Consider the following 19,306-nt stretch of genomic DNA (forward strand, 5'->3'; position numbering starts at 1 on the left):
GCAAGTCAGTACGGTGGGAAATTGTGACTATTGCTCCTGAAGGCCGCAAGCTCCTCCGTATCGAAAAGCGCAACATGGAAACGCCGATCGAGTCGAAGCCGCGGTGGATTAGAAACGCTGTCAAGACCGGTCCCGAATACGAGGACATGCGCAAAAAGGTCACGGGCGCGTCCCTGCACACGGTTTGCCAAGAAGCTGGCTGCCCAAACATCCATGAGTGTTGGGAATCTCGTGAAGCCACTTTCCTCATTGGTGGCGCTAACTGTTCGCGACGTTGCGACTTTTGCCAGATCAACTCAGCCAAGCCGGACCCACTCGACCGCGAAGAGCCACAGCGCGTTGCCGAATCCATTCAGGAAATGCAGCTGAACTACGCCACCATCACCGGCGTGACCCGCGACGATCTCGACGATGAAGGAGCATGGCTGTACGCCGAGGTTGTCCGCAAGATCCATGAACTCAACCCGCACACCGGCGTAGAAAACCTCACCCCTGACTTCTCCGGTAAGGCTGACCTGCTTCAGGAAGTTTTCGAAGCTCGCCCAGAAGTCTTCGCCCACAACCTGGAAACAGTGCCGCGCATCTTCAAGCGCATCCGCCCAGCGTTCCGCTACGACCGCTCCCTCGATGTGATCAACCAGGCACACAACTTCGGCTTGATCACCAAGTCCAACCTGATTTTGGGCATGGGCGAAACCCGCGAGGAAGTTCTGCAGGCTCTGCAGGAACTTGTCGACGCAGGCACCGACATCATTACCATCACCCAATACCTGCGCCCCGGCCCGAACTACCACCCGATTGACCGCTGGGTAAAACCAGAAGAATTCATCGAGTACCGCGACGCGGCCTACGAGATGGGCTTTGGTGCCGTCATGTCTGGCCCTCTGGTGCGTTCTTCCTACCGCGCAGGCAAGCTCTACGTCGAGGCGATGGAAAAGCGCGGCCGCGAGCTTCCAGAAAACCTCAAGCACCTCGCCGAAACTTCCCAGGGCGCCACCGACCAGGAAGCGTCGACCTTGTTGCACAAGTACGGCGCATCTGAGGATCACCCGGTCCCTGCCAACCAGCAATAGCTTTACGACGAGCGCACCGTGAGTCCCACATGCCCGCAGCGAGCGCGGGCGCAGTCGAATTGCCACTAGGTAGGTCCGCTTGAGAGCGTCGAGGCGTGATTGCGCGAGGGTGTCGTCGTTAAGCTCAATGTGCTTGGTCTTGGTGTAGGTGCAGTTCAACAAGTAAGGCGCAACCAGCTAAAGTAGGTGCCATGGCTGAGTCGAAGAGTGAAAAGGCTGCCGAAAAGGCGGCGAAGAAGCAAGAGCGCGCCGCCAAGCGTGCGCAGCGGAAGCAAACGTGGTCCCAGATGTGGCAGGCGTTTAAGCTGCAGCGTAAGCGCGACAAGAAGCTTGTTCCTTATATGGTGCTTGCCGTCGTGGGTCTTGCCGCGCTGTTCTTCCTGATCGGCCTGCTGTTCAATGCTGAATGGTTCGGCCTGATCTTCGGTATTTTGTTCGGCATCATCTTGGCGATGTTCATCTTCACCCGTCGTTTGGAAAGCTCCATGTACGACGAGGTGGGCGACACTCCGGGCGCGGCCGGTTGGACGTTGGAAAACATGAAGAACACCATGGGTGTTGCGTGGGTGACCAAAACAGGCGTGCAAGCTAACCACCAGATGGACACTGTACACCGCGTCGTGGGTAACCCGGGCGTTGTTTTGGTCGGCGAAGGCGACAAGAAGCGTTTGAACACGCTGATGTCTAAAGAGCGCAAGCGCGTCGATCGCCTTCTAGCTGGTGTGCCGATTTACGAGGTATACGTTGGTTCCGGCGAAGGCCAGGTGCCATTGAAGAAGCTGCAGCGCGAGATGTTGAAGTTCCCTCGCAACTACAAAAAGGACGAGGTCTACTCCATGGCGGCCAAGGTTGACGCGATGGACGCTGTCCACGGCGGAATGCCTGGCATGCCGAAGGGGCCGATGCCTCGACAGGCGCAGAACATGGCGGGTATGAACCGTCGCATGCGTCGCATGCAGGAACGACGCGGCAAGTAAGCCAGAGAAAAGAGGACCTCGCACTTGGTGTGCGAGGTCTTTTTGTATCCCTGGGACGTGGAGTTCTTAGAGGCCGCCGACGATCTGGGCGATCAAAATCTTGACGATCATCGCCACTGGGTACATGGTGGCGTAGCCCATGGCCACGCGGGGATCGTTGTTGGTGCGGTCGTTGGCAAAAGCAAGTACTGCCGGCTGAGTCTGCGCACCAGCGAGTGCGCCCGACAGTTTGGTCCCGCCCATTCGGAAGACCAGGCGCATGACAAGGTACATGCCGCCACCGACGATCAGGGTGACGATGACGCCGAGCAGAGCAATGTTGAGCCACGCACCACCCTGGAACGCTGCGAGGATTTGCGTGCCTGCAGATACACCGGCTGCGGCGAGGAACATGAGCAAGCCCAGCTCAGAGAGAACCTGAGTCACGGTATAAGGCAGCGACGTGGTGAAATTTCCGATGCGGCCCACGCGTCCGAAGACGAGCCCGACGAACAGGGCACCTGCTGCAGCACCGATGGAGAAGGAACCGCCAGGCATCGGGATCGGGAGTTGGCCGATAAAGATGCCCAACGCGATGCCTAAACCCAGCGCCACTGGGTTGATGTCTGTGAGTCCGCGGGTGGAGTCGCCGAAGTACTTGCCGATCTCTTCCATCTTGTCTCGCGGGGCAACAACACGGATGCGGTCACCGATCTGGAGCAGCTCGGTGTTCTCCGCTAGCAGATCAGTATCACCGCGGCGGATGCGAGACATGTACGCGCCGAACTGCTTGGCCAGCCTTTCATCCACCTCTTCCACGCGGAGGCCGACGAGTGAGCGGTTGGACAAGGTGATGCGGCGGAAATCGAGTTGTCGCCGGTCAAGCATGAGCGAGTGCGACGACGTGTGCCCGAGGTACTGGGTCGCGCGGTTGATCAGCGCCTGGGTGCCCACCACCGTGACTAGGTCGCCGTGGTTCAGGCGGGTATCGATCTCTGGGATCTCCACCGGTTGGTTTGAGCCGCGGCTAATGCGGGAGAAGATGAGCTCTCCCCCGGCGTATTTCTGCACGTCTTCGATAACAGGCACATCTGTTCGCTCAACGCGCAGGGTGCGGTTGATGAGCGGTGCCGGCGCATCGGTGTCCGAAGCGCGCTTGCTCAGTGCAAGGAGTGCAAAACCGAGCATGCCCAAGACACCGAAGATGTAGCTGATCGCGTAGCCGATTGTCGCCATGGTTTCATCACCTGAGGCATCGCCTGCTGCCGCAAGCGCTGGGGTGTTCGTCGTCGCGCCTGCGAATACACCCGCGATGGTTGCAATGTCTAGGCCCATCACCCGCCCGACCAAAACTGCAGCGACGGCAGCGGTGACAAAGACTACAACCATGCCCACGATCGGGCCGATGGAGATTTTTAGGACGTGGAAGAAGTTCGGTCCAGAGCTCACACCAATAGAGAAGGTGAACAGCACCAAGCCAAGTTGGGAAAGTTCATGGCCAAGAGTTAAGTCTTGGCCGTTGGAAGTCGCGATTGCAGAAACGATGATGGCAAGAAAAAGAACCGCTGCCGCTCCGAGGGCAATACCCCGGATGCGAACGCGGCCCACAAGCATTCCGAAACCAACGAGTAATGAGAGAAGAAGAACTTTATTGGCAAGGAGAAACTCCAGCACGGCGCTGTTCCTTCAGTAGTTATGAGGTTGTTATCCTCTGACTACTGTAGTGCCAGTGGCGCGGTCGTGCATGCCACGCCCATCGGCATCAACCATGGCTGCAGGCAGCACAAACATGGTCAAAAGCGTCCGGACAACTGCGCGCCAGAGGCCTACTTTTGCGCCTCCAATGTCTACTCGCGCAACACCCATACCCAATATCGCCATGCCCGGCGTGCGTGCAAAGAGCCAGCCGCCGATGATTCCGATGATCATCCAGATCAGAAGCGGCGCGCTGGCACGCCCGCCGAACACATCGGTGAACATAATGAGGAAGTTGGCAATGATGGACGCAATAATCCAGTCAATTAGGACTGCCCCGGCGCGACGTGCCACCGAGGCTTGCGCGCCTTCACCTTCTTTGGGCAGGCCAAGTTTTTCACCTGGCCATTTACCTGGGGTTCCTAGATCGTCTTTTTCGCCAGGGATGGCCGGCCCATCGAGCCAGCTGCGGGGTTCTTTTGCCATATGGCCTAGCCTAGCTGGGGTTCAGGTGTGGCAAAAACTACACCACACGCCCTCAGCTTTGAATGACACTAAGGTGCACGCGTAGACTTGTCACCTAGTTGTAAAGTTGTCCGTTCTGCACCCCTACCGTCTATCGTCGAGGAGAAAACCTGTGGCCTTCGAAACAGTCCAGGATGTCATTAAGTTTATGAAGGACGAGGAAGTCGAATTCCTTGACGTCCGTTTCACGGATGTTCCGGGCATTGAGCACCACTTCTCTATTCCGGCCAGCGAGTTCGACGAGGACGCAGCAGAAGAAGGCATGCCATTTGATGGCTCTTCGATCCGAGGCTTTACGACGATCGACGAGTCCGACATGATGCTCTTGCCGGACCCAGCAACCGCAGGTCTTGACCCATTCCGTTCCACGAAGACGCTCAACATGCAGTTCTTCGTTAACGACCCTTTTACCCGTGAGCCTTTCAGCCGCGACCCACGCAACGTTGCATTGAAAGCTGAGGAATACCTGCAGTCCACCGGCATCGCTGACACCTGCTCGATGGGTGCCGAGGCGGAGTTCTATGTCTTTGACAAGGTCAAGTACCAGGCAGAGGCAAACATGGCGTTCTATGAGCTGGATTCTGCGTCCGGTTGGTGGAACCGCGGCAAGGACACCGAGCTCGACGGCACCCCAAACCTGGGCAACAAGACCCGCATGAAGGGTGGCTATTTCCCAGTCGCGCCAGCCGACGATTCCGTTGAGCTGCGCGACGCCATGGTGAAGAAGCTCATGGAGACTGGCTTCCACCTCGAGCGCTTCCACCACGAGGTGGGCACCGGTGGGCAGCAGGAGATTAACTACCGCTTTAACACCCTGCTGCACGCAGCAGACGACATGCAGCGATTCAAGTACGTCATCAAGAACACTGCTCGCCAGCACGGCAAGGTTGCAACCTTCATGCCGAAGCCACTGGCAGGCGACAACGGTTCCGGCATGCACGTGCACCAGTCTTTGTGGAAGGACGGCGAGCCACTCTTCTACGACGAGTCCGGCTACGGCGGCCTGTCCGACATGGCGCGCTTCTACATCGGCGGCATCCTGCATCACGCAGGCGCTGTATTGGCGTTTACCAACCCAACGCTGAACTCCTACCACCGCTTGGTCAAAGGCTACGAGGCACCGATCAACCTGGTGTACTCCCAGCGCAACCGCTCCGCGGCAGTGCGCATCCCGATCACCGGCTCCAACCCTAAGGCAAAGCGCATCGAGTTCCGCGCACCAGACCCATCGGGCAACCCATACTTGGGCTTCGCCGCGATGCTCATGGCTGGACTGGACGGCATCAAGAACCGCATCGAGCCACACGCACCTGTGGACAAGGACCTCTACGAGCTGCCCCCAGAGGAAGCGAAGTCGATTCCACAGGCACCGACCTCACTGGAAGAATCCCTCAAGGCGCTGGAAAACGACTTCGAGTTCCTCACCGAGGGCGACGTATTCACCCAGGACCTCATCGATGCCTACATCGAGCTGAAGTACGAAAACGAGATCCAACCGGCTCGCGTTCGTCCTACCCCGCTTGAGTTTGAGATGTACTTCGACTGCTAGTCGTTATTCACTGAGAACCCCTCGACCCGCAACAGGTCAAGGGGTCTTCTTGTGTGCGCACGTCGTTACAGTTCACCCACGTCCACCTGCAGCCCGGCTTCATTCGCACTCATTGGCAAGGTGTTGTTGGAAATCGCCAGGGTGCCTTCCGGCGTGAGCGTAAAGGTCGCGGACCCAGGAACCGTGTGCCCGGCTGCGCGTGGCCCTTCCAAGACTTCGTAGGAAACCTCGACCGAGTTGTCTCCCACCGGAGTCACCGCGACCACTCGCTCCTGCATAAGCGGTGCCGGCTCGGAGATCGGAACTCCTTGGTGGAAGAACACCACACCTTGGCGTAGCGAGTTACCCGTTCCTACCCCGCCCGCAATTACTGACCAGCTCAGATCGGCGCACGGGTCGAAGTGTTCGTCGACAATGCTCAGCGCGAACTGCTCTCCTTCTCCAGCGATGATCGGTAACGAGTCAACTCTGCCCAGCGGGTTCTTCAGCTCCGCACCCGCTCAACACCAAGAACGCCGCAGACACTACCGCCGTTTCTCGTAGTCTCACCTTCCCTCTTCCCGACACTTCACACAGTAATCATTTATCACTCTATCCACTCAGTGTCGCACCTGCACCATAAATAACCACTTATTCCCGCAATCAAGCAAACTGGGATATTGTTGCCGTGTGAAGTTTCGTGCATTAGCCATAGTTCTATATGGCATTTCTCGTTTCGGATCCGGTGGCGGGGGCCGCGGATGAATCGTCGGTAAGTACCCTTTGTAAGCCTGTCCACGTCCTGCAGGCTGCGGGCACCGGTGAAAGCAGGCGGGATCACACGCCCATTGCTCAGGAAGTATTCGCCAATGGGTGGAACCCCGCGTTGGAATTAGAGAACTCGCTGGGCGAAGAAAACATTGGGTCTTTCAACATCAGCTACCCCGCATCGTTGGGAGCCATCAGCGTACTTGCCGGCGACGAATTCGGCTACGAGATGTCCACGTTTGGCGAGTCCGTGCTGGCCGGCGAGCAAGTGGCAACTCAGGAAATCACCGCGGTGCACGCCGCCTGCCCACACACCAAGTACATCCTGGTTGGCTACTCGCAGGGCTCGTCGGTGGTAGGCAACGTTGCAGCTAACATCGCGGCCGGCACTGTAGCGGACGTGCACCCTGACGATATTGCAGCAGTCCTCTTGGTCGCCGATCCAGGACGTTCGCTTGTCGACGACTCCCCCACCCCGTCCCCGTCTGTTGTCTACGGGCCAATCCCGCCCGGTGTTGTGGGCCAAAATCAGGAGATCATCAACGGTGGCGGTACCCAAGTGTTGCCCGAGCGCGTCGGCATGACCGGACCGCGAGGACAAAGCTTTGATGGTTTGCACGGCAAGGTCTTCTCGCTGTGCCACGAGAACGATATGGCGTGTTCGAGCCTGCAAGATTCGGTGGTACTCGCCATCGCAGATCACGCTGGACGCATCGAGAATCCCGGACCTGGCGATGTCGAGACCGGACCAATTTTGCAGGCCTTTTTCGATGAGGTAAATGCTGGCACGCCGATCGGCAAGGCAGCAAGGAACGCCGGACTCACCCACCGACAAGTTCTCGCGCTGATTGATATGGCACTGGAAGTCCGCGAGTTTGCAGGGCTCGCCTATTCTCATTCTGGCGGCGGCCTGACTCGCGCACAGTTCCTCGCGATAACAGCAATCGCAGCGCTTCCTCACCTCGCTCACGAGGGAGTCACCGCGGAATACCTTGGGCCCGTGTTGACGGGCATCGCCGATCAAATTCGCGATGTCGCGCCTAACGCGGCCAGTCGAATCTATTCGGAAGTACGAACTCTGTGCGCCATCGACGAGGGCTTGGTCCCCAACGCAGAGTCACTGAAGGTTTCGCGGCAAGAAAGGGCATTCAATGCGGTTGAGGCCGCGGGTGAAGGTGTTGCTCGCGCGACCGGACTGGATCGAATAATGGAGTCTCCCGACCACGCCAACCTTGTCCATTCGGCAGCGCTTGCAGGCGGATTCGGCCCCAGCCACATGACCTACTACCGCGGCGGATACTCCATCAACGGGCTCAGCGGACAGGACTACGGCGAGCAGTGGCTTAAGGACGTCGCTGCCGCGGTCATCGCCGGCGAGTCCAGGACGCTGGGAAGCCCGACCGAGATCTAGTTCCGCTTTTCAAACCCCATCCGGGGCGTAAACGCCTTTGGGTGTTTGCGCTGGGCGGCCGCATCGGCAATAACAAGACGCCACTTAGGGTTAGTTACCGGCATGTGGGCGATTGAGAACCAGCCGACTTCAACGGATTCGTCGTCGCCAACTGCTGGCTCTTGAAAAGGATCACCGTCTACTTCGAGCCGCAGCGCGATAGACATGTAGCTTGCTTGGTCACCATTGGCGTGTACTACGGGGCCGACGGCGCCCACACCGAGCAGCGCAGCTGGCTTGGTCTTGATGGTGGTTTCTTCCTCGGTTTCACGGACTGCGGTGACGTGGGCCTCTTCGCCAGGATCGCAGATGCCTGTAATAGGAGTCCACTGTCCGTTGTCTGAACGCTTCACCAACAGAACTTCCGGTACCGCCCATGGAGAATCATCGGTTGAATCGCGCAGCACTACCGCAGTCACTGCGGGGAGCCACATTGGGTCGTGACCAATCTTCTTACGGGTCTCAACAATGAATTCGGGGATCGGCATCGAGGGGGCCTTTCTGGCAGGAGAGATAGTCCAAACCAGTGTAACGGGAACAAATCAGCACACCGATTACTTCAATAGATGAACACAGGTGCAGACCGGGTTCATCGACTCTGAAATGGTTTCTCTGTATAAGATGTCGAAGCTTGATTAGTCCAGTACTCTGTGGCTACACGCATTGTCCAATTAGTAAATTCACAGAAAGAGGTTGTCGGAGATGTCCTCGGATAAGCCCTTTAACGAAAACCCTTATGGCTCCGGAGCAAACGGAAGCACCCCATCCGAGGGCAACACGGGGCAGGCACCATCAAATCCCTACGGCCAACAGCCCCCGCAGCAGCCAGCCTCCAACAATCCTTATGGTGCGAACCCTTCCGCGTCGCCTCAGCCTCCTGCACCAAATCCGTACGGTCAGCAGCCACCTGCCGGAAGCAACGATCAGACCCAGCAGTTCAATGTAGGGTCTCAGCAACCTGGCGGCTACGGTCAGCAGCAAGGACCGACTCACGGCGGGACCAACGATAATGAGACCCGTGCGTTTGGCTCTGTTGGCTCAGGTTATGGGCAGCAACCTGGCGGATACGGCCAGCAAGCGGGTGGTTACGGCCAGCAAGCGGGTGGTTACGGCCAGCCAACTGGTGCTCAACAGCCAGGTGGACAGTACAACTTCGGTGCTCCCGGCGGACCGGGCGCACCAGGGGTCCCAAGTTCTACCGCTGCTGCTTCTTCCGGCTCCAACAAGACAGTCATGATCGTCATCGGTGTCATCGCCGCTGTTGCGATCGCCGCGATCGTCGCCGCCTTCGCGTTGCTTGGCGGCAAGGATGATCCAGCCCCGAACCCGATCGCCCAACCTGTACCAACCTCGGAGTCGGCGCCTACCTCTGAGGCCGCGCCATCCGAGACGGAGTCCTCGGCTCCATCGTCGAGCGAGAAGCCAACCTCCGCGGCAGCAGCTCCGAGTGGTAACGATATTCCTGATGACTCCACCGGTGAGGACTATGGCAGCCTGATCTTCGATATTGAGCTTCCAGAAGCAATGGCGAACCAGATAGATTCAGACCTTTTCATCGAGTCCAAGCTAGATAAGTACAAGGAGCCGCTTTACCCGGGAATGGATTACGGCTTGAAGCTCGTGATGAAGCCGAACGCACTGGACGATCCGGCTGCAGTCATCGAAGGCGTGAACAACATGACCAAGCACTGGTGCTTCTACAACGTCAGTGTCGAATCCCAGCGTTACTCCGACACGTCTCTCGGTGTCAACCGCGCATGTGAAGAGGAAGCCGATGTTGATGAGTTTGTCTCGGTGATCGACGCGGTGAAAGATTACGAGCCTCGCTCCATCGATCAAGGAATTGGCCTCGGGGAAGATTACTCAGTCAACTTCTTCGATGTCCAGGAAGGCGAAATCGAGTCTAAATACGGGGATATGGTCGGCCCTGACGGCGTCCGCATCGGTGTCACCTTCTTCATCGACGGTGGCGACTGGAAAGATTACACGCTCACCCCTGACGGTCTAGTAGCTGACGAGTAAAACGCATGTCGGATCTTTACAGCACGCCCAATTACCCCTACGGGCCTCCTCCACAAGAACCTCAAGCTCCAGCACCGGAACCAGCCGAGACGCCATTTTCTGAGCCACCTGCGGAAACGCATGCGGAACCACCGGCATCACCATTCGCTGCACCCCCTGCTCCGACACATGCAACACCCACGCCCGTAGCCGAGTCCAACCCGTTCGCCGCTGGTCCCCCACCAGCATCGTTGGAGCCTAGCTCCGCAGAGGAGTTCGGGGCGGAGGGGTCGTCGTCAAGCAGCGATGCTGATACGACAAACAAGGCCGCTGTCATCGCGATCGCCGTACTTGCGGTGCTGACCATCGCAGCTCTCATTGCTGCAGCCGTTGTATTCTTCCGCGCACGAGGAGGCGATGACGCCCCGGAGCCGAATCCCATCGCGATGTCGGGCACTCCTACGTCAGGCGAGGAACCTGCCCCTTCCGAAGACCCTTCCCCAACAGATGCACCAGCCGAGGGGGTTCCAGGAGTGGATATTCCTGATGACTCAACCGGTGATGATGATGGCGGCTCGCTCATCATGTCGATCGACATGCCTCAGAACATGATCGAATCGATGGATCCAGATGTCTTCTCCGACGGTATTCTGAACAAGTCTAAGAACCCACCTATCGCGGGCCAGCACTACAGTCTGCAGCTGACGATCATGCCGGGTGTGCTCGAAGAGGACCCTGATGAGCTCTTTGAAGCAATTAACGAGTACACCTCGAATTACTGCTTCAGCTGGATTGACGTCGTTGAGCAAGAGTCCAACATGCACAACAGCGTCTTTAAAACAAGCAAGGCCTGCTACCAGGACACCAATTCCGAAGAAGTCCTGGCTGTGTGGAACTCAATCGCGGATCTTCACGGCGTGCTCAATAACTACAGCCCGTTTGAGATTCGCTCAGATTATTCTGGTGGCACCTCGTACGCAGTCACCCCAGAGCTCGCCGATGGAGCCCAGTTCGGTACGGAGTATGGCCACCTCCGTGCGCCCGAGGGTGTGCAGAGTATTGAGGTCTCCTTCATCGACGAGCTGAACGAGTTCTGGATGTACGAAATCACCCCAGACGGAGTGAAACAGACGAACACCTAGCGTGGCTATTCTGCACTTACTCTCGCTCGGAGTAAGCTATGCAATTACTATGAGCACCTCGCTAAACGCACGAACGCCGCGCCGCATCCCGGCTGCGGCGTTCGTGCTGGGTTACGGGGTGCTTGCTATTGCTGCGGTTGTGCTCATAGTGCTGCTGGTTAGCCACGAAGCCGAGGCTGACGATCCCATCAAGCCCGGCGCGCTTCCGCCTCCCCCAGGGCCGCCGCCCGGCACCGAGGTAACTCACGCCGAATCTCAGGTCCAGCCCTGGCTTATCGACGATGCCACGTTCGTCCGCACCAATTCGGGCATGACACTTACCGGTGAGCTCACCGAAGCCGCAATGTCCGATACCGAAGCACTTGCCAACAACATGGACCACATGCTGTCCCAGAACTGCTTGGACAATATCGGGCTGCAGGCTCCGGACAATCTCCAGGTTGATGTGTGGGGTTTTTGCTACAGCTCCATGCGTCCTGATCTCATCAGCGGGTACATCGATCAGGCGGTTGAGGATAAGGCCGATTCGATGACAATGCTGTCGTATCCGCTGGAGAACCACCAAAAGCAGGTGTTTTTCACTTGGTTTGCTGACTCCGCGGAAGAACAGGAAGAGATTGAGAAACTCTGGGACGACTACAAGCGCGACCCCGACATTTATCTAGTATCTCTCACTGTGTACGGCCCAGACGTGGTCATCGTGTCTGATCTGCGTAAAGGCGAAGAGAGAAGTCGTCTCGCCGCCCCGACGAACAAAGTGCTGCAAGACATTTACGGGCGCTAAGCTACCACTCTTGTTCAACCCACTGGGCATTTCCGACGATGACGTCGATCACCGCTAAGGCTTGTTCCATGGATGCGTAGGACATAATCAGATTCGATTCGTCGGGGTTGCTGCAATCGGTTTGCGGCGCGCCGGCCTCGGTTCCTGATACGACGCCAATGATCGCCGCGCGACCGTTGACTTCAGTGAACACGGGCCCGCCCGAATCCCCTTTCGCTGCGCACACTGCTGCGATATCGCCGCGGGTTTCTACTTCTTCGCCGACATCATTGATCACCAACTGAATGCTGTTGGCTTGGTCAAATAGTCCGCAGGTGTAGCCGGTAGTCGCCCCTGTTTTGCACACGTTGACCAAAGGCTGAGCGAGCTGCACGACAAGTCCGGTCGGAATAGCATCACCGACGACCTCCATCGCCCTTGTGGGATCAGTGATTTCGATGATTCCGATATCCACGCCGCCAGGAAGCTCCGGTGTCGGCGCACTGTACATCCCTGAATAGATAAAACGCCCCGCCTCGGTGGCATAGTCCACGGCGGTGGATGCATTCGTTGGCCAGACAAGGTGACCTTCATGTCCACAGTGGCCTGCGGTAACCGCAAACGCGCGGCCGTCCTCGCCGGTGAAGCTAAAAGCCACAGTGCAGGATTGCGCGGTGAACTGCTCACCCGGTTGCGGGTAGTGATCGGTGGACTGAATCTTCGTTCCCGGTGCCCACGGTGCCACCGCTGGTGCCAGAACCGTGGACACGGGGACTACGTTCGGGTCCACTGGCTCTGGTGTTTGCGCGATCTGGGTCTGCTCTGGATCGTCGGCTACCAGCATTGAGCTGTGTTCCACTTTGGTCATTCCCGACCAAACGATGACTGCGACGACGAAAGCGACCACGACGACGAGCGCCGTCCACGTAGTCAGCCCGTCGTCGTGGTCGCTGCGGGTGCGTGCTTCTGCCACGTGCTATTCGCCGTCGGACGAAAGTCCTTCAGCTTCCTTCTTTTCTTCTTCAGCCTGAATCTTGAGATCCCGGAGAAACTTCTCTGGATCAAACTCTGTGAAGTACTCGGGGCCAGCAAACTGTTCCTGTGCCATGTGATGCTCCTAGCTACTACTTTTCACTGTTCTGAACAGAGGAAGAAATGAATTCCTCCACCTTTTCTGCATCGTTCGGCAGATCAGTAACAAACCGGTCAGCATCCATGATGCCCTTAAAACGCTCCGGAGTAACAGGTTCCTTGCCGATTGCCTCAACGATCGTTTCGGAGAACTTCACCGGCAGTGCGGTCTCTAGAACCACGATCGGGGTGTCCACCTGGTCCTGCCACTGTCGCGCGACTTTAACGCCGTCAGCTGTATGAGGATCTACGACGATGTCGAAGTTCTCGTAGGTCTCGCGGATCGTTTCCACGCGGTCAGCATGGGTCGATTTGCCGGAGAGGAAGCCAAAGGTGTCGCGGACTGCGGTGCGAGAGGCATCGTCGTCAAGCGCAAAACCACCCTCGCGCACCTTGATGCCAAACAGCTCTGCTGTGGTTGCGGCGTCGCGGTCGAGGACGTCGAAGATGAAGCGCTCAAAGTTGGAGGCCTTGGAGATATCCATCGATGGCGACGACGTAGCCAGCGTTTCTGCGGCGGAGCGCGGAATGTACTTGCCTGTGGTGAAGAAGTCATTGAGAACGTCGTTCTCGTTGGTTGCCACGATCAAGCGATCGATCGGCAGCCCCATTTGGCGGGCGATGTGGCCAGCGCAAATGTCGCCGAAGTTGCCCGTTGGAACAGAGAAAGACAGCTTCTGGTCGTTGGACTCGGTCGCGCGCAGGTACGTAGAGATGTAGTAGACGGTCTGTGCGAGCAAGCGCGCCCAGTTGATCGAGTTCACCGCGCCGATGCGGTACTCGCGCTTGAAGTCAGCGTCGGCGTTCACGGCCTTTACAATGTCCTGGCAATCGTCGAAAACGCCGTCGAGTGCCACATTAAAGATGTTGGGATCGTCCAACCCGAACATCTGCGCCTGCTGGAACGGAGTCATGCGACCGGCAGGGGTCAGCATGAACACGCGGATTCCGCTGCGCCCGCGCATCGCGTACTCCGCCGACGAGCCCGTATCGCCCGAGGTAGCGCCTAGGATGTTGATGGTCTCGTCGCGACGACCCAACTCGTACTCGAAGAGCTCACCCAAAAGCTGCATCGCCATATCTTTAAACGCGGCGGTTGGGCCGTCGGAGAGGTGCGCGATCAACAGGTGCTCGTCGACACGCGTCACTGGGACAATGTCCTCGGTTTCAAATACCGGGGTGCGGTAAGCCCGTGCTGCAATCGCCTCAATATCGTCGTGCGGGATGTCGTCGATATAGAGCTTGAGGATCTCCGCTGCTAGTGCCGCGTAACCGTGCTCGGCGAGCAGACCGCGCCAGGTGGTTAGCGTTGCGTCGTCGATACGCGGGTATTCGACCGGCATATAAAGACCACCATCCGGTGCGAGCCCGGAAAGCAGGATATCGGTGAATTTGAAGGGGGTACGTGAAGAATCGCGAGTTGAAATGTAATCCACACCGATTACCTTACGTTGCCACGGCCCGCGGTGGTGCAATCCCCGGCACCACTTATGGCACAGACTCGGATTCATTGAGTTAAAGTATGGCCCAGGTCACGTTTAGGGAGTAGAGTCTATCACCATGTCTTACCCAGATCCGCGCGAAGTGGTTACCCGGAAGGCGCTGATCGTCTGGGGAACCGCAGTTCTTGCTTATATTATTGCTATTTTGGGCCGCACGTCGTTCGGCGTCGCAGGCGTGGAAGCCATCGACCGATTCGGGGTCGATGCGTCCCGCATCGCCGTGTTTACCGCCGTGCAGGTGGGTGTGTATGCCTTCTGCCAGATCCCAATGGGGCTTGGTATCGACCGCTTCGGCCCGCGCCGCATGCTTGTTGCCGGTGCCCTGGTCATGGCTATTGGCCAGGTTATTTTGGGCTTTACGACGAACTACTGGGTCGCTATTTTCGCCCGCATCCTGATCGGCGGCGGCGACGCTTCGGCATTCCTCTCGGTGATGCGCATTCTGCCGTACTGGTTCCCGATCAAGAAAACTCCCCTGTTCACGCAGTTTTCGGCGTCGCTGGGGCAGTTTGGCCAGTTCCTGTCCGCGGTTCCATTCCTCTGGTTGCTCAACGCTCAAGGCTGGACGATTGCTTTTACCAGCCTGGGTGCCATCGGTGTTTTGCTGTGCATCGCGATCTGGGTCGCAGTAGAAGATGCCCCGGAAGGAGCTAGCGCCACAAAGACCGAACGGGTGTCTTTAGGCTATTCGCTGAAGACAGTTTTCACTTCAGCAACCTGTTGGCAGGCGTTTTTCATTCACTACATGTCAATGCTGTCCGGCATCCTTTTCGCTCTGCTGTGGGGCCTGCCGTTAATGACGCTCGGCATGGGGCTATCCACCTCAACTGCGGGCATGGTCTTGATGATCTTCTCGCTGGTCACCATGTGTGCCGGGCCGGTGATGGGTTGGGTCTCCACACGGGCAGGAAGCACTCGCGACACGGTAGCGATTATCCTTGCGATCTTTCACTTCATCGTGTGGGCGATCTTTTTCTCGTCTGAAGAACCGCGCGGCTTGGTCGCTGTCATCATGGTAAACGTTGTTATGGCCTTTCTAACCTTGTCCTCGAACTACGGATTCGACCAGGTGCGCGAGCGCCTACCAAAGTCCGTCGTGGCAACAGGTACCGGCATGGGCAACATGGGTGCCTTCCTCGCCGCAATGGTCGCCTCCCAGGTTGTCGGCCTGCTGCTCGATCACTCCTCGCACGGCAATGCCTTCACGTGGGCCGATTTCCGTTACGCATGGGTCGCGGTGTTCATCATCTGGGCCATTGGCATTATCGGCGCAATCGTCTCGGGCAGGATGATCGCCCGCTCGGCGAAGAAGGCGGAGCACCACGTTGTCATCGTCGACGAGCAAGCACCAACTAACGACGACTAAGCACGCGGTGGTTCAGTCCGGCCAGTAAGGATATCGATCACGCTGCGGATTGCGGCGTCGCCGATGGTTGGCGAGCTTGGACCGTTTGGGCGTGGTTGTGTGTCCCCGCCCAGCACTGTCACTCCGGGAGTAGTTACGGTCAAAGAAAGCTCTGTGCCGTCCAAGGTGATTGGGGCGCGTTTGTCCACTCCCGCCACTTCGGCGGCCTTCACTAGTGCGACAAGGTCTGCGTAGGTTGCGTCTTCCAGGTTGATTTTCATATTGAGTGCCATGACCTCAGCCTACGCTGACCTGCTTAAACGCACATCGGGGTAAACCCTGAAATTCTATTCTGCAAACTCGTGCGTTGGCGCTTCACCCCAGAAAACCTCCTCCACTACCGCGTAGCTGCGTCGGGTGAGACGTAAATACTCTTCGAGGAAATCTTGGTTGTGATGCGGATCAAAGCCGGCGGCACCAGCCACCTGTGCCAATAGTGGCCCTGGGGTTGGTAGTTGATCAGTTCGCTTGCCGCGCACCAACACCAAGGCGTTGCGTGCGTTGGTTGCCATCAGCCACGCCTCTTGCAGGGTCCTCACCTGTAGTGGCTCAATGATGTTGTTGGCCTTGTCCGAGGCTAAGAAGTCCAGCACCTCCAACGTGGATGTGTTGTGCAGTTCAGGATGCTCGTGTGCATGCATCATCGTGAGCAGCTGCACCGTCCACTCGATATCTGAAAGCGCACCGCGCCCCAGCTTCGTGTGGGTGTTTTTGTCCGCACCTCGAGGCAGGCGTTCATTATCTACACGCGCCTTGATGCGGCGGATCTCGCGGATATCGGCTGCCGTCGCACCCGCTTTGGGATACCGGAATTGATCAATCATGAGCAAGAACTGCTCGCCTACGTCCGCATCACCTGCAACCAACGTGGCTCGCTGCAGGGCCTGCTTCTCCCACACCTCGCCCCATTCGCTGTAGTAGCGCTCGTAGGAATTGATCGTTCGCACAACCGCACCGGATCGGCCCTCTGGCCGAAGCCCCAGATCAACTTCTAGCGGCGGGTCGCCGGAAGGCTTGGACAAGCGCCTGCGCATTTGATCGATGATGCGGGTCGCCCACGTCAGTGCATCATGCTCGTCGACACCATCGACGGGCTCAGCGACGATCATGACATCGGCATCGGACCCATAGCCCAGTTCCTTGCCTCCGAGTCGCCCCATGCCGATCACCGCGATGCGGGCGAGCGGCTCGTCGTAGTCATGCGCTAGGAGATCTGCGCGGATTTCGGCGCGCAGTGCCGCCTCAAGCACCGCGTCCCACACCCAGGTCAGCTCCTCGCACACCTGGCGCACGTCCATAAAATCGAGCAGGTCGGCAGCTGCGATCCGGGCGAGTTCCGTGCGGCGCAGCGCGCGAGCCACGTTCACGGCTTTGTCTGGATCCTGATGACGTTTCGACGACGCCACGAGCGCCTTAAACACCTGATCGGGAGCGGTATCAAGAAGCTTCGGGCCCTTCGCGCCATCGCCGAGCATCTTCACCACATCCGGGGCGCGGATAATAAGGTCCGCGGTGTACGGCGAGGTGCCCAAGATATGCATGAGGCGCTGGCCGACGATACCTTCGTCGCGAAGCATGCGTAGGAACCAGGTGCGGTCGAAAGCCGCATCGGAAAGCTTGCGGTAGTTCAACAATCCGGCGTCTGGGTCCGCTGTTTCTGCCAGCCATTCCATCAGCGTTGGCAAGAGAATTGCTTGGAGCTTGGACTTGCGCGATGCTCCCTTGGCTAGGGCCGTCAGGTGTTCGAAAGCACGGTCTGGGTGCAGGTAACCCAGCGCGGCAAGCTGGAGTTTCGCGGCCTCTGGCGACAAACTCGCCTCGCCCACCGACATCGTGACCACGGTGTTCAGCAGCGGGCGGTAGAAAAGCTTTGCGTGCAGGTCGGAGACAATCCGACGGACCTTTTTCAGGTGTTGTTCCAGCTCTTTTGTAGCAGTGCGTTTAGTCGTCGCCGCGAATCCGGCGGTTGCCGCCAACCATTTGCGGTTGTGCGTGTCGTCGATAGCAGGCAGCGTGTGTGTGCGACGGAAGCGGTGGAGCTGCAGCCTGTGCTCAAGCAACCGGAGGAACTCGTAGGCGGCGATCAGACTCTTGGTGTCTTCGCGTCCGATGTATCCCCCGCCAGACAGAGCTTCGAGGGCCTTGATGGTGTTAAGCACGCGCAAGGATTCGTCGATTCGCCCGTGGACCAGCTGCAGCAGCTGAACCGCGAACTCTACGTCGCGCAGGCCACCGGAACCGAGTTTCAGCTCGCGCTCGCGCATATCGCCGGGGACGTTTTCCAGCACACGCCGACGCATCGCTTGGATATCGTCCACGAAGGATTCGCGCTGGCTGGCCTCCCACACCATCGGGTCAACTGCGTCCTTGTATTTCTGCCCCAGCGGAATGTGTCCCGTCATCGGGCGAGCCTTGAGCAACGCTTGGAACTCCCAGGTCTCTGCCCACCGCTTGTAATAGGCAATGTGGGAATCCAGAGTGCGCACCAACGCACCGGACTTGCCTTCGGGACGCAGGTTTGCATCGACCTCGAAGAAGCACGAAGAGCCAATCCGGTTGAATTCTGAAGCCAATCGTGTGGCTTTCGGAGTGGCTGGCTCGGCAACGAAGATGACGTCCACGTCGGAGATGTAGTTCAACTCTTGGGCGCCACATTTGCCCATCGCAATGATCGCAAGCTGGCTATCAACCTCATCGTCGCCATACACTCCGCGTACTGCCACTGCGAGCGCAGCGGTCAGTGCTGCGTCGGCAGCATCGGTGAGAAGACCAGTGACTGTGGTGTAATCCAGCTCCTTGTGCTCACCGCCGTGGCCTTTGCGGGCGGCAAAGGTTCCTGCCAAGTCCGCAGCACCAATCCGCATCATCAAGGTGCGGTAGGCGAAACGCAGAGCCTTCTTGGCCTCGGTGCCGGTGATGGCGGCGCGGTAGGTACCCTCTCGATCCAATTCTGGTGTTCCAACGCACCATGGCTCCGGCGCAGCGGACACAGCAGAAAGCATGTGGTGAAAAATCTCGCCACGGCTGGGACGCGGCTTGCCAAACTCTCGCCACAGTTCCGGGTGTGCCGCAAGGTGATCACCGAGTGCTGTCGAGCCGCCGATGAGCGCCATAAATCTGACGCGCACGGTGTCGTCGTTAAGCAATGCTTCGCGCAACTCCGAATAGCCTGCTCCCAGATTTTCCATGACACGCCTTGCCGTGTTGAGCGCAAGGTCCGGATCGCCCGAACCCGCGAGCGTCCAGCGGATTGCCGGATCGTCCCACCCCAGAACTTCTAGGTCCTCTGTGGCGTTGGCACCAGTCAAGCCTAAGGCCGCAGGTGACGGGAGAGTTGAACGCGGAGCGGCAGCCATGACGTCCTCCT

Annotated in this window: 17 protein-coding genes; 8 read left to right on the forward strand and 9 right to left on the reverse strand. The window is 58.2% G+C overall.

The features are described from left to right. Window positions 1–23 precede the first annotated feature (23 nt). Window positions 24–1,073, forward strand: coding sequence for a lipoyl synthase (gene lipA, locus QP027_RS07710; RefSeq protein WP_284823802.1), 1,050 nt, complete (start codon window positions 24–26; stop codon window positions 1,071–1,073). Window positions 1,074–1,264: 191 nt separating this feature from the next. Beyond that, a complete protein-coding gene (locus QP027_RS07715; protein ID WP_284823803.1) occupies window positions 1,265–2,050 on the forward strand; it encodes a DUF4191 domain-containing protein in 786 nt (261 codons plus the stop codon). Between the two features lie 66 nt (window positions 2,051–2,116). Here the strand turns inward: QP027_RS07715 and QP027_RS07720 are convergent, their stop codons facing one another. Both QP027_RS07720 and QP027_RS07725 read right to left on the reverse strand, forming a co-directional pair. After that, window positions 2,117–3,703, reverse strand: coding sequence for an aspartate:alanine exchanger family transporter (locus QP027_RS07720; protein WP_284823804.1), 1,587 nt, complete (start codon window positions 3,701–3,703; stop codon window positions 2,117–2,119). Window positions 3,704–3,733: 30 nt separating this feature from the next. Beyond that, window positions 3,734–4,210, reverse strand: coding sequence for an RDD family protein (locus QP027_RS07725; protein ID WP_284823805.1), 477 nt, complete (start codon window positions 4,208–4,210; stop codon window positions 3,734–3,736). 151 nt (window positions 4,211–4,361) lie between these two features. On the opposite strand from QP027_RS07725, the gene glnA reads away from it, so the two are divergent. Continuing rightward, a complete protein-coding gene (gene glnA / locus QP027_RS07730) occupies window positions 4,362–5,798 on the forward strand; it encodes a type I glutamate--ammonia ligase (RefSeq protein WP_284823807.1) in 1,437 nt (478 codons plus the stop codon). A 65-nt stretch (window positions 5,799–5,863) separates the two neighbouring features. On the opposite strand, the gene QP027_RS07735 is transcribed toward glnA, so the two are convergent. Beyond that, window positions 5,864–6,286 carry an LppP/LprE family lipoprotein gene (locus tag QP027_RS07735; RefSeq protein ID WP_349293189.1) on the reverse strand — a complete coding sequence of 141 codons (423 nt, stop codon included), beginning with the start codon at window positions 6,284–6,286 and terminating at the stop codon, window positions 5,864–5,866. Window positions 6,287–6,498: 212 nt separating this feature from the next. Here QP027_RS07735 and QP027_RS07740 point away from each other — a divergent pair, with 212 nt between their 5' ends. Continuing rightward, on the forward strand, window positions 6,499–7,956 hold the full coding sequence (locus tag QP027_RS07740) for a cutinase family protein (protein ID WP_284823809.1): 1,458 nt from the start codon (window positions 6,499–6,501) through the stop codon (window positions 7,954–7,956). On the opposite strand, the gene QP027_RS07745 is transcribed toward QP027_RS07740, so the two are convergent. Further along, the gene (locus tag QP027_RS07745) at window positions 7,953–8,483 is read right to left on the reverse strand and encodes an NUDIX hydrolase (protein ID WP_284823811.1); all 531 of its coding nucleotides are present in this window, start codon (window positions 8,481–8,483) and stop codon (window positions 7,953–7,955) included. The two genes, QP027_RS07740 and QP027_RS07745, sit on opposite strands and share 4 nt — an antisense overlap. Before the next feature lie 214 nt (window positions 8,484–8,697). On the opposite strand from QP027_RS07745, the gene QP027_RS07750 reads away from it, so the two are divergent. From QP027_RS07750 to QP027_RS07760, 3 genes are read left to right on the forward strand one after another with little or no spacing between them, the layout of a single operon-like run. Then, window positions 8,698–10,017: a hypothetical protein gene (locus tag QP027_RS07750; protein ID WP_284823813.1), complete on the forward strand. Its 1,320-nt coding sequence runs from the start codon at window positions 8,698–8,700 to the stop codon at window positions 10,015–10,017. Between the two features lie 5 nt (window positions 10,018–10,022). Next, window positions 10,023–11,138: a hypothetical protein gene (locus QP027_RS07755; protein WP_284823814.1), complete on the forward strand. Its 1,116-nt coding sequence runs from the start codon at window positions 10,023–10,025 to the stop codon at window positions 11,136–11,138. Window positions 11,139–11,187: 49 nt separating this feature from the next. Next, on the forward strand, window positions 11,188–11,922 hold the full coding sequence (locus tag QP027_RS07760; protein WP_284823816.1) for a hypothetical protein: 735 nt from the start codon (window positions 11,188–11,190) through the stop codon (window positions 11,920–11,922). Window position 11,923: 1 nt separating this feature from the next. Here the strand turns inward: QP027_RS07760 and QP027_RS07765 are convergent, their stop codons facing one another. Genes QP027_RS07765 through thrC form a run of 3 tightly spaced genes read right to left on the reverse strand, consistent with a single transcriptional unit; the run spans window position 11,924 to window position 14,468 of the window. Continuing rightward, on the reverse strand, window positions 11,924–12,874 hold the full coding sequence (locus tag QP027_RS07765; RefSeq protein ID WP_284823817.1) for a S1 family peptidase: 951 nt from the start codon (window positions 12,872–12,874) through the stop codon (window positions 11,924–11,926). A 3-nt stretch (window positions 12,875–12,877) separates the two neighbouring features. After that, entirely contained in the window at window positions 12,878–13,009 is a 132-nt protein-coding gene (locus tag QP027_RS07770; protein WP_284823818.1) for a hypothetical protein, read from the reverse strand. 16 nt (window positions 13,010–13,025) lie between these two features. Beyond that, a complete protein-coding gene (gene thrC / locus QP027_RS07775; RefSeq protein ID WP_284823820.1) occupies window positions 13,026–14,468 on the reverse strand; it encodes a threonine synthase in 1,443 nt (480 codons plus the stop codon). A 124-nt stretch (window positions 14,469–14,592) separates the two neighbouring features. On the opposite strand from thrC, the gene QP027_RS07780 reads away from it, so the two are divergent. Beyond that, a complete protein-coding gene (locus QP027_RS07780; RefSeq protein ID WP_284823821.1) occupies window positions 14,593–15,900 on the forward strand; it encodes an MFS transporter in 1,308 nt (435 codons plus the stop codon). On the opposite strand, the gene QP027_RS07785 is transcribed toward QP027_RS07780, so the two are convergent. Further along, the gene (locus QP027_RS07785; RefSeq protein WP_284823823.1) at window positions 15,897–16,172 is read right to left on the reverse strand and encodes a hypothetical protein; all 276 of its coding nucleotides are present in this window, start codon (window positions 16,170–16,172) and stop codon (window positions 15,897–15,899) included. The two genes, QP027_RS07780 and QP027_RS07785, sit on opposite strands and share 4 nt — an antisense overlap. A gap of 54 nt (window positions 16,173–16,226) precedes the next feature. Continuing rightward, the gene (locus tag QP027_RS07790) at window positions 16,227–19,295 is read right to left on the reverse strand and encodes a bifunctional [glutamine synthetase] adenylyltransferase/[glutamine synthetase]-adenylyl-L-tyrosine phosphorylase (protein ID WP_284823824.1); all 3,069 of its coding nucleotides are present in this window, start codon (window positions 19,293–19,295) and stop codon (window positions 16,227–16,229) included. Window positions 19,296–19,306: the final 11 nt, after the last annotated feature.

The organism is Corynebacterium breve (assembly GCF_030252165.1).
In the GTDB taxonomy this organism is placed as follows: Bacteria; Actinomycetota; Actinomycetes; order Mycobacteriales; family Mycobacteriaceae; genus Corynebacterium; species Corynebacterium breve.

What these genes read in the sequence shown, in the direction of transcription:
- QP027_RS07750 (WP_284823813.1), top strand. Translation starts at nt 8,698, where the DNA reads ATGTCCTCGGATAAGCCCTTTAACGAAAACCCTTATGGCTCCGGAGCA.
- QP027_RS07725 (WP_284823805.1), bottom strand. Translation starts at nt 4,210, where the DNA reads ATGGCAAAAGAACCCCGCAGCTGGCTCGATGGGCCGGCCATCCCTGGC.
- QP027_RS07790 (WP_284823824.1), bottom strand. Translation starts at nt 19,295, where the DNA reads ATGGCTGCCGCTCCGCGTTCAACTCTCCCGTCACCTGCGGCCTTAGGC.
- QP027_RS07745 (WP_284823811.1), bottom strand. Translation starts at nt 8,483, where the DNA reads ATGCCGATCCCCGAATTCATTGTTGAGACCCGTAAGAAGATTGGTCAC.
- QP027_RS07715 (WP_284823803.1), top strand. Translation starts at nt 1,265, where the DNA reads ATGGCTGAGTCGAAGAGTGAAAAGGCTGCCGAAAAGGCGGCGAAGAAG.
- QP027_RS07755 (WP_284823814.1), top strand. Translation starts at nt 10,023, where the DNA reads ATGTCGGATCTTTACAGCACGCCCAATTACCCCTACGGGCCTCCTCCA.
- QP027_RS07770 (WP_284823818.1), bottom strand. Translation starts at nt 13,009, where the DNA reads ATGGCACAGGAACAGTTTGCTGGCCCCGAGTACTTCACAGAGTTTGAT.
- QP027_RS07785 (WP_284823823.1), bottom strand. Translation starts at nt 16,172, where the DNA reads ATGGCACTCAATATGAAAATCAACCTGGAAGACGCAACCTACGCAGAC.
- QP027_RS07740 (WP_284823809.1), top strand. Translation starts at nt 6,499, where the DNA reads ATGGCATTTCTCGTTTCGGATCCGGTGGCGGGGGCCGCGGATGAATCG.
- QP027_RS07760 (WP_284823816.1), top strand. Translation starts at nt 11,188, where the DNA reads ATGAGCACCTCGCTAAACGCACGAACGCCGCGCCGCATCCCGGCTGCG.
- QP027_RS07780 (WP_284823821.1), top strand. Translation starts at nt 14,593, where the DNA reads ATGTCTTACCCAGATCCGCGCGAAGTGGTTACCCGGAAGGCGCTGATC.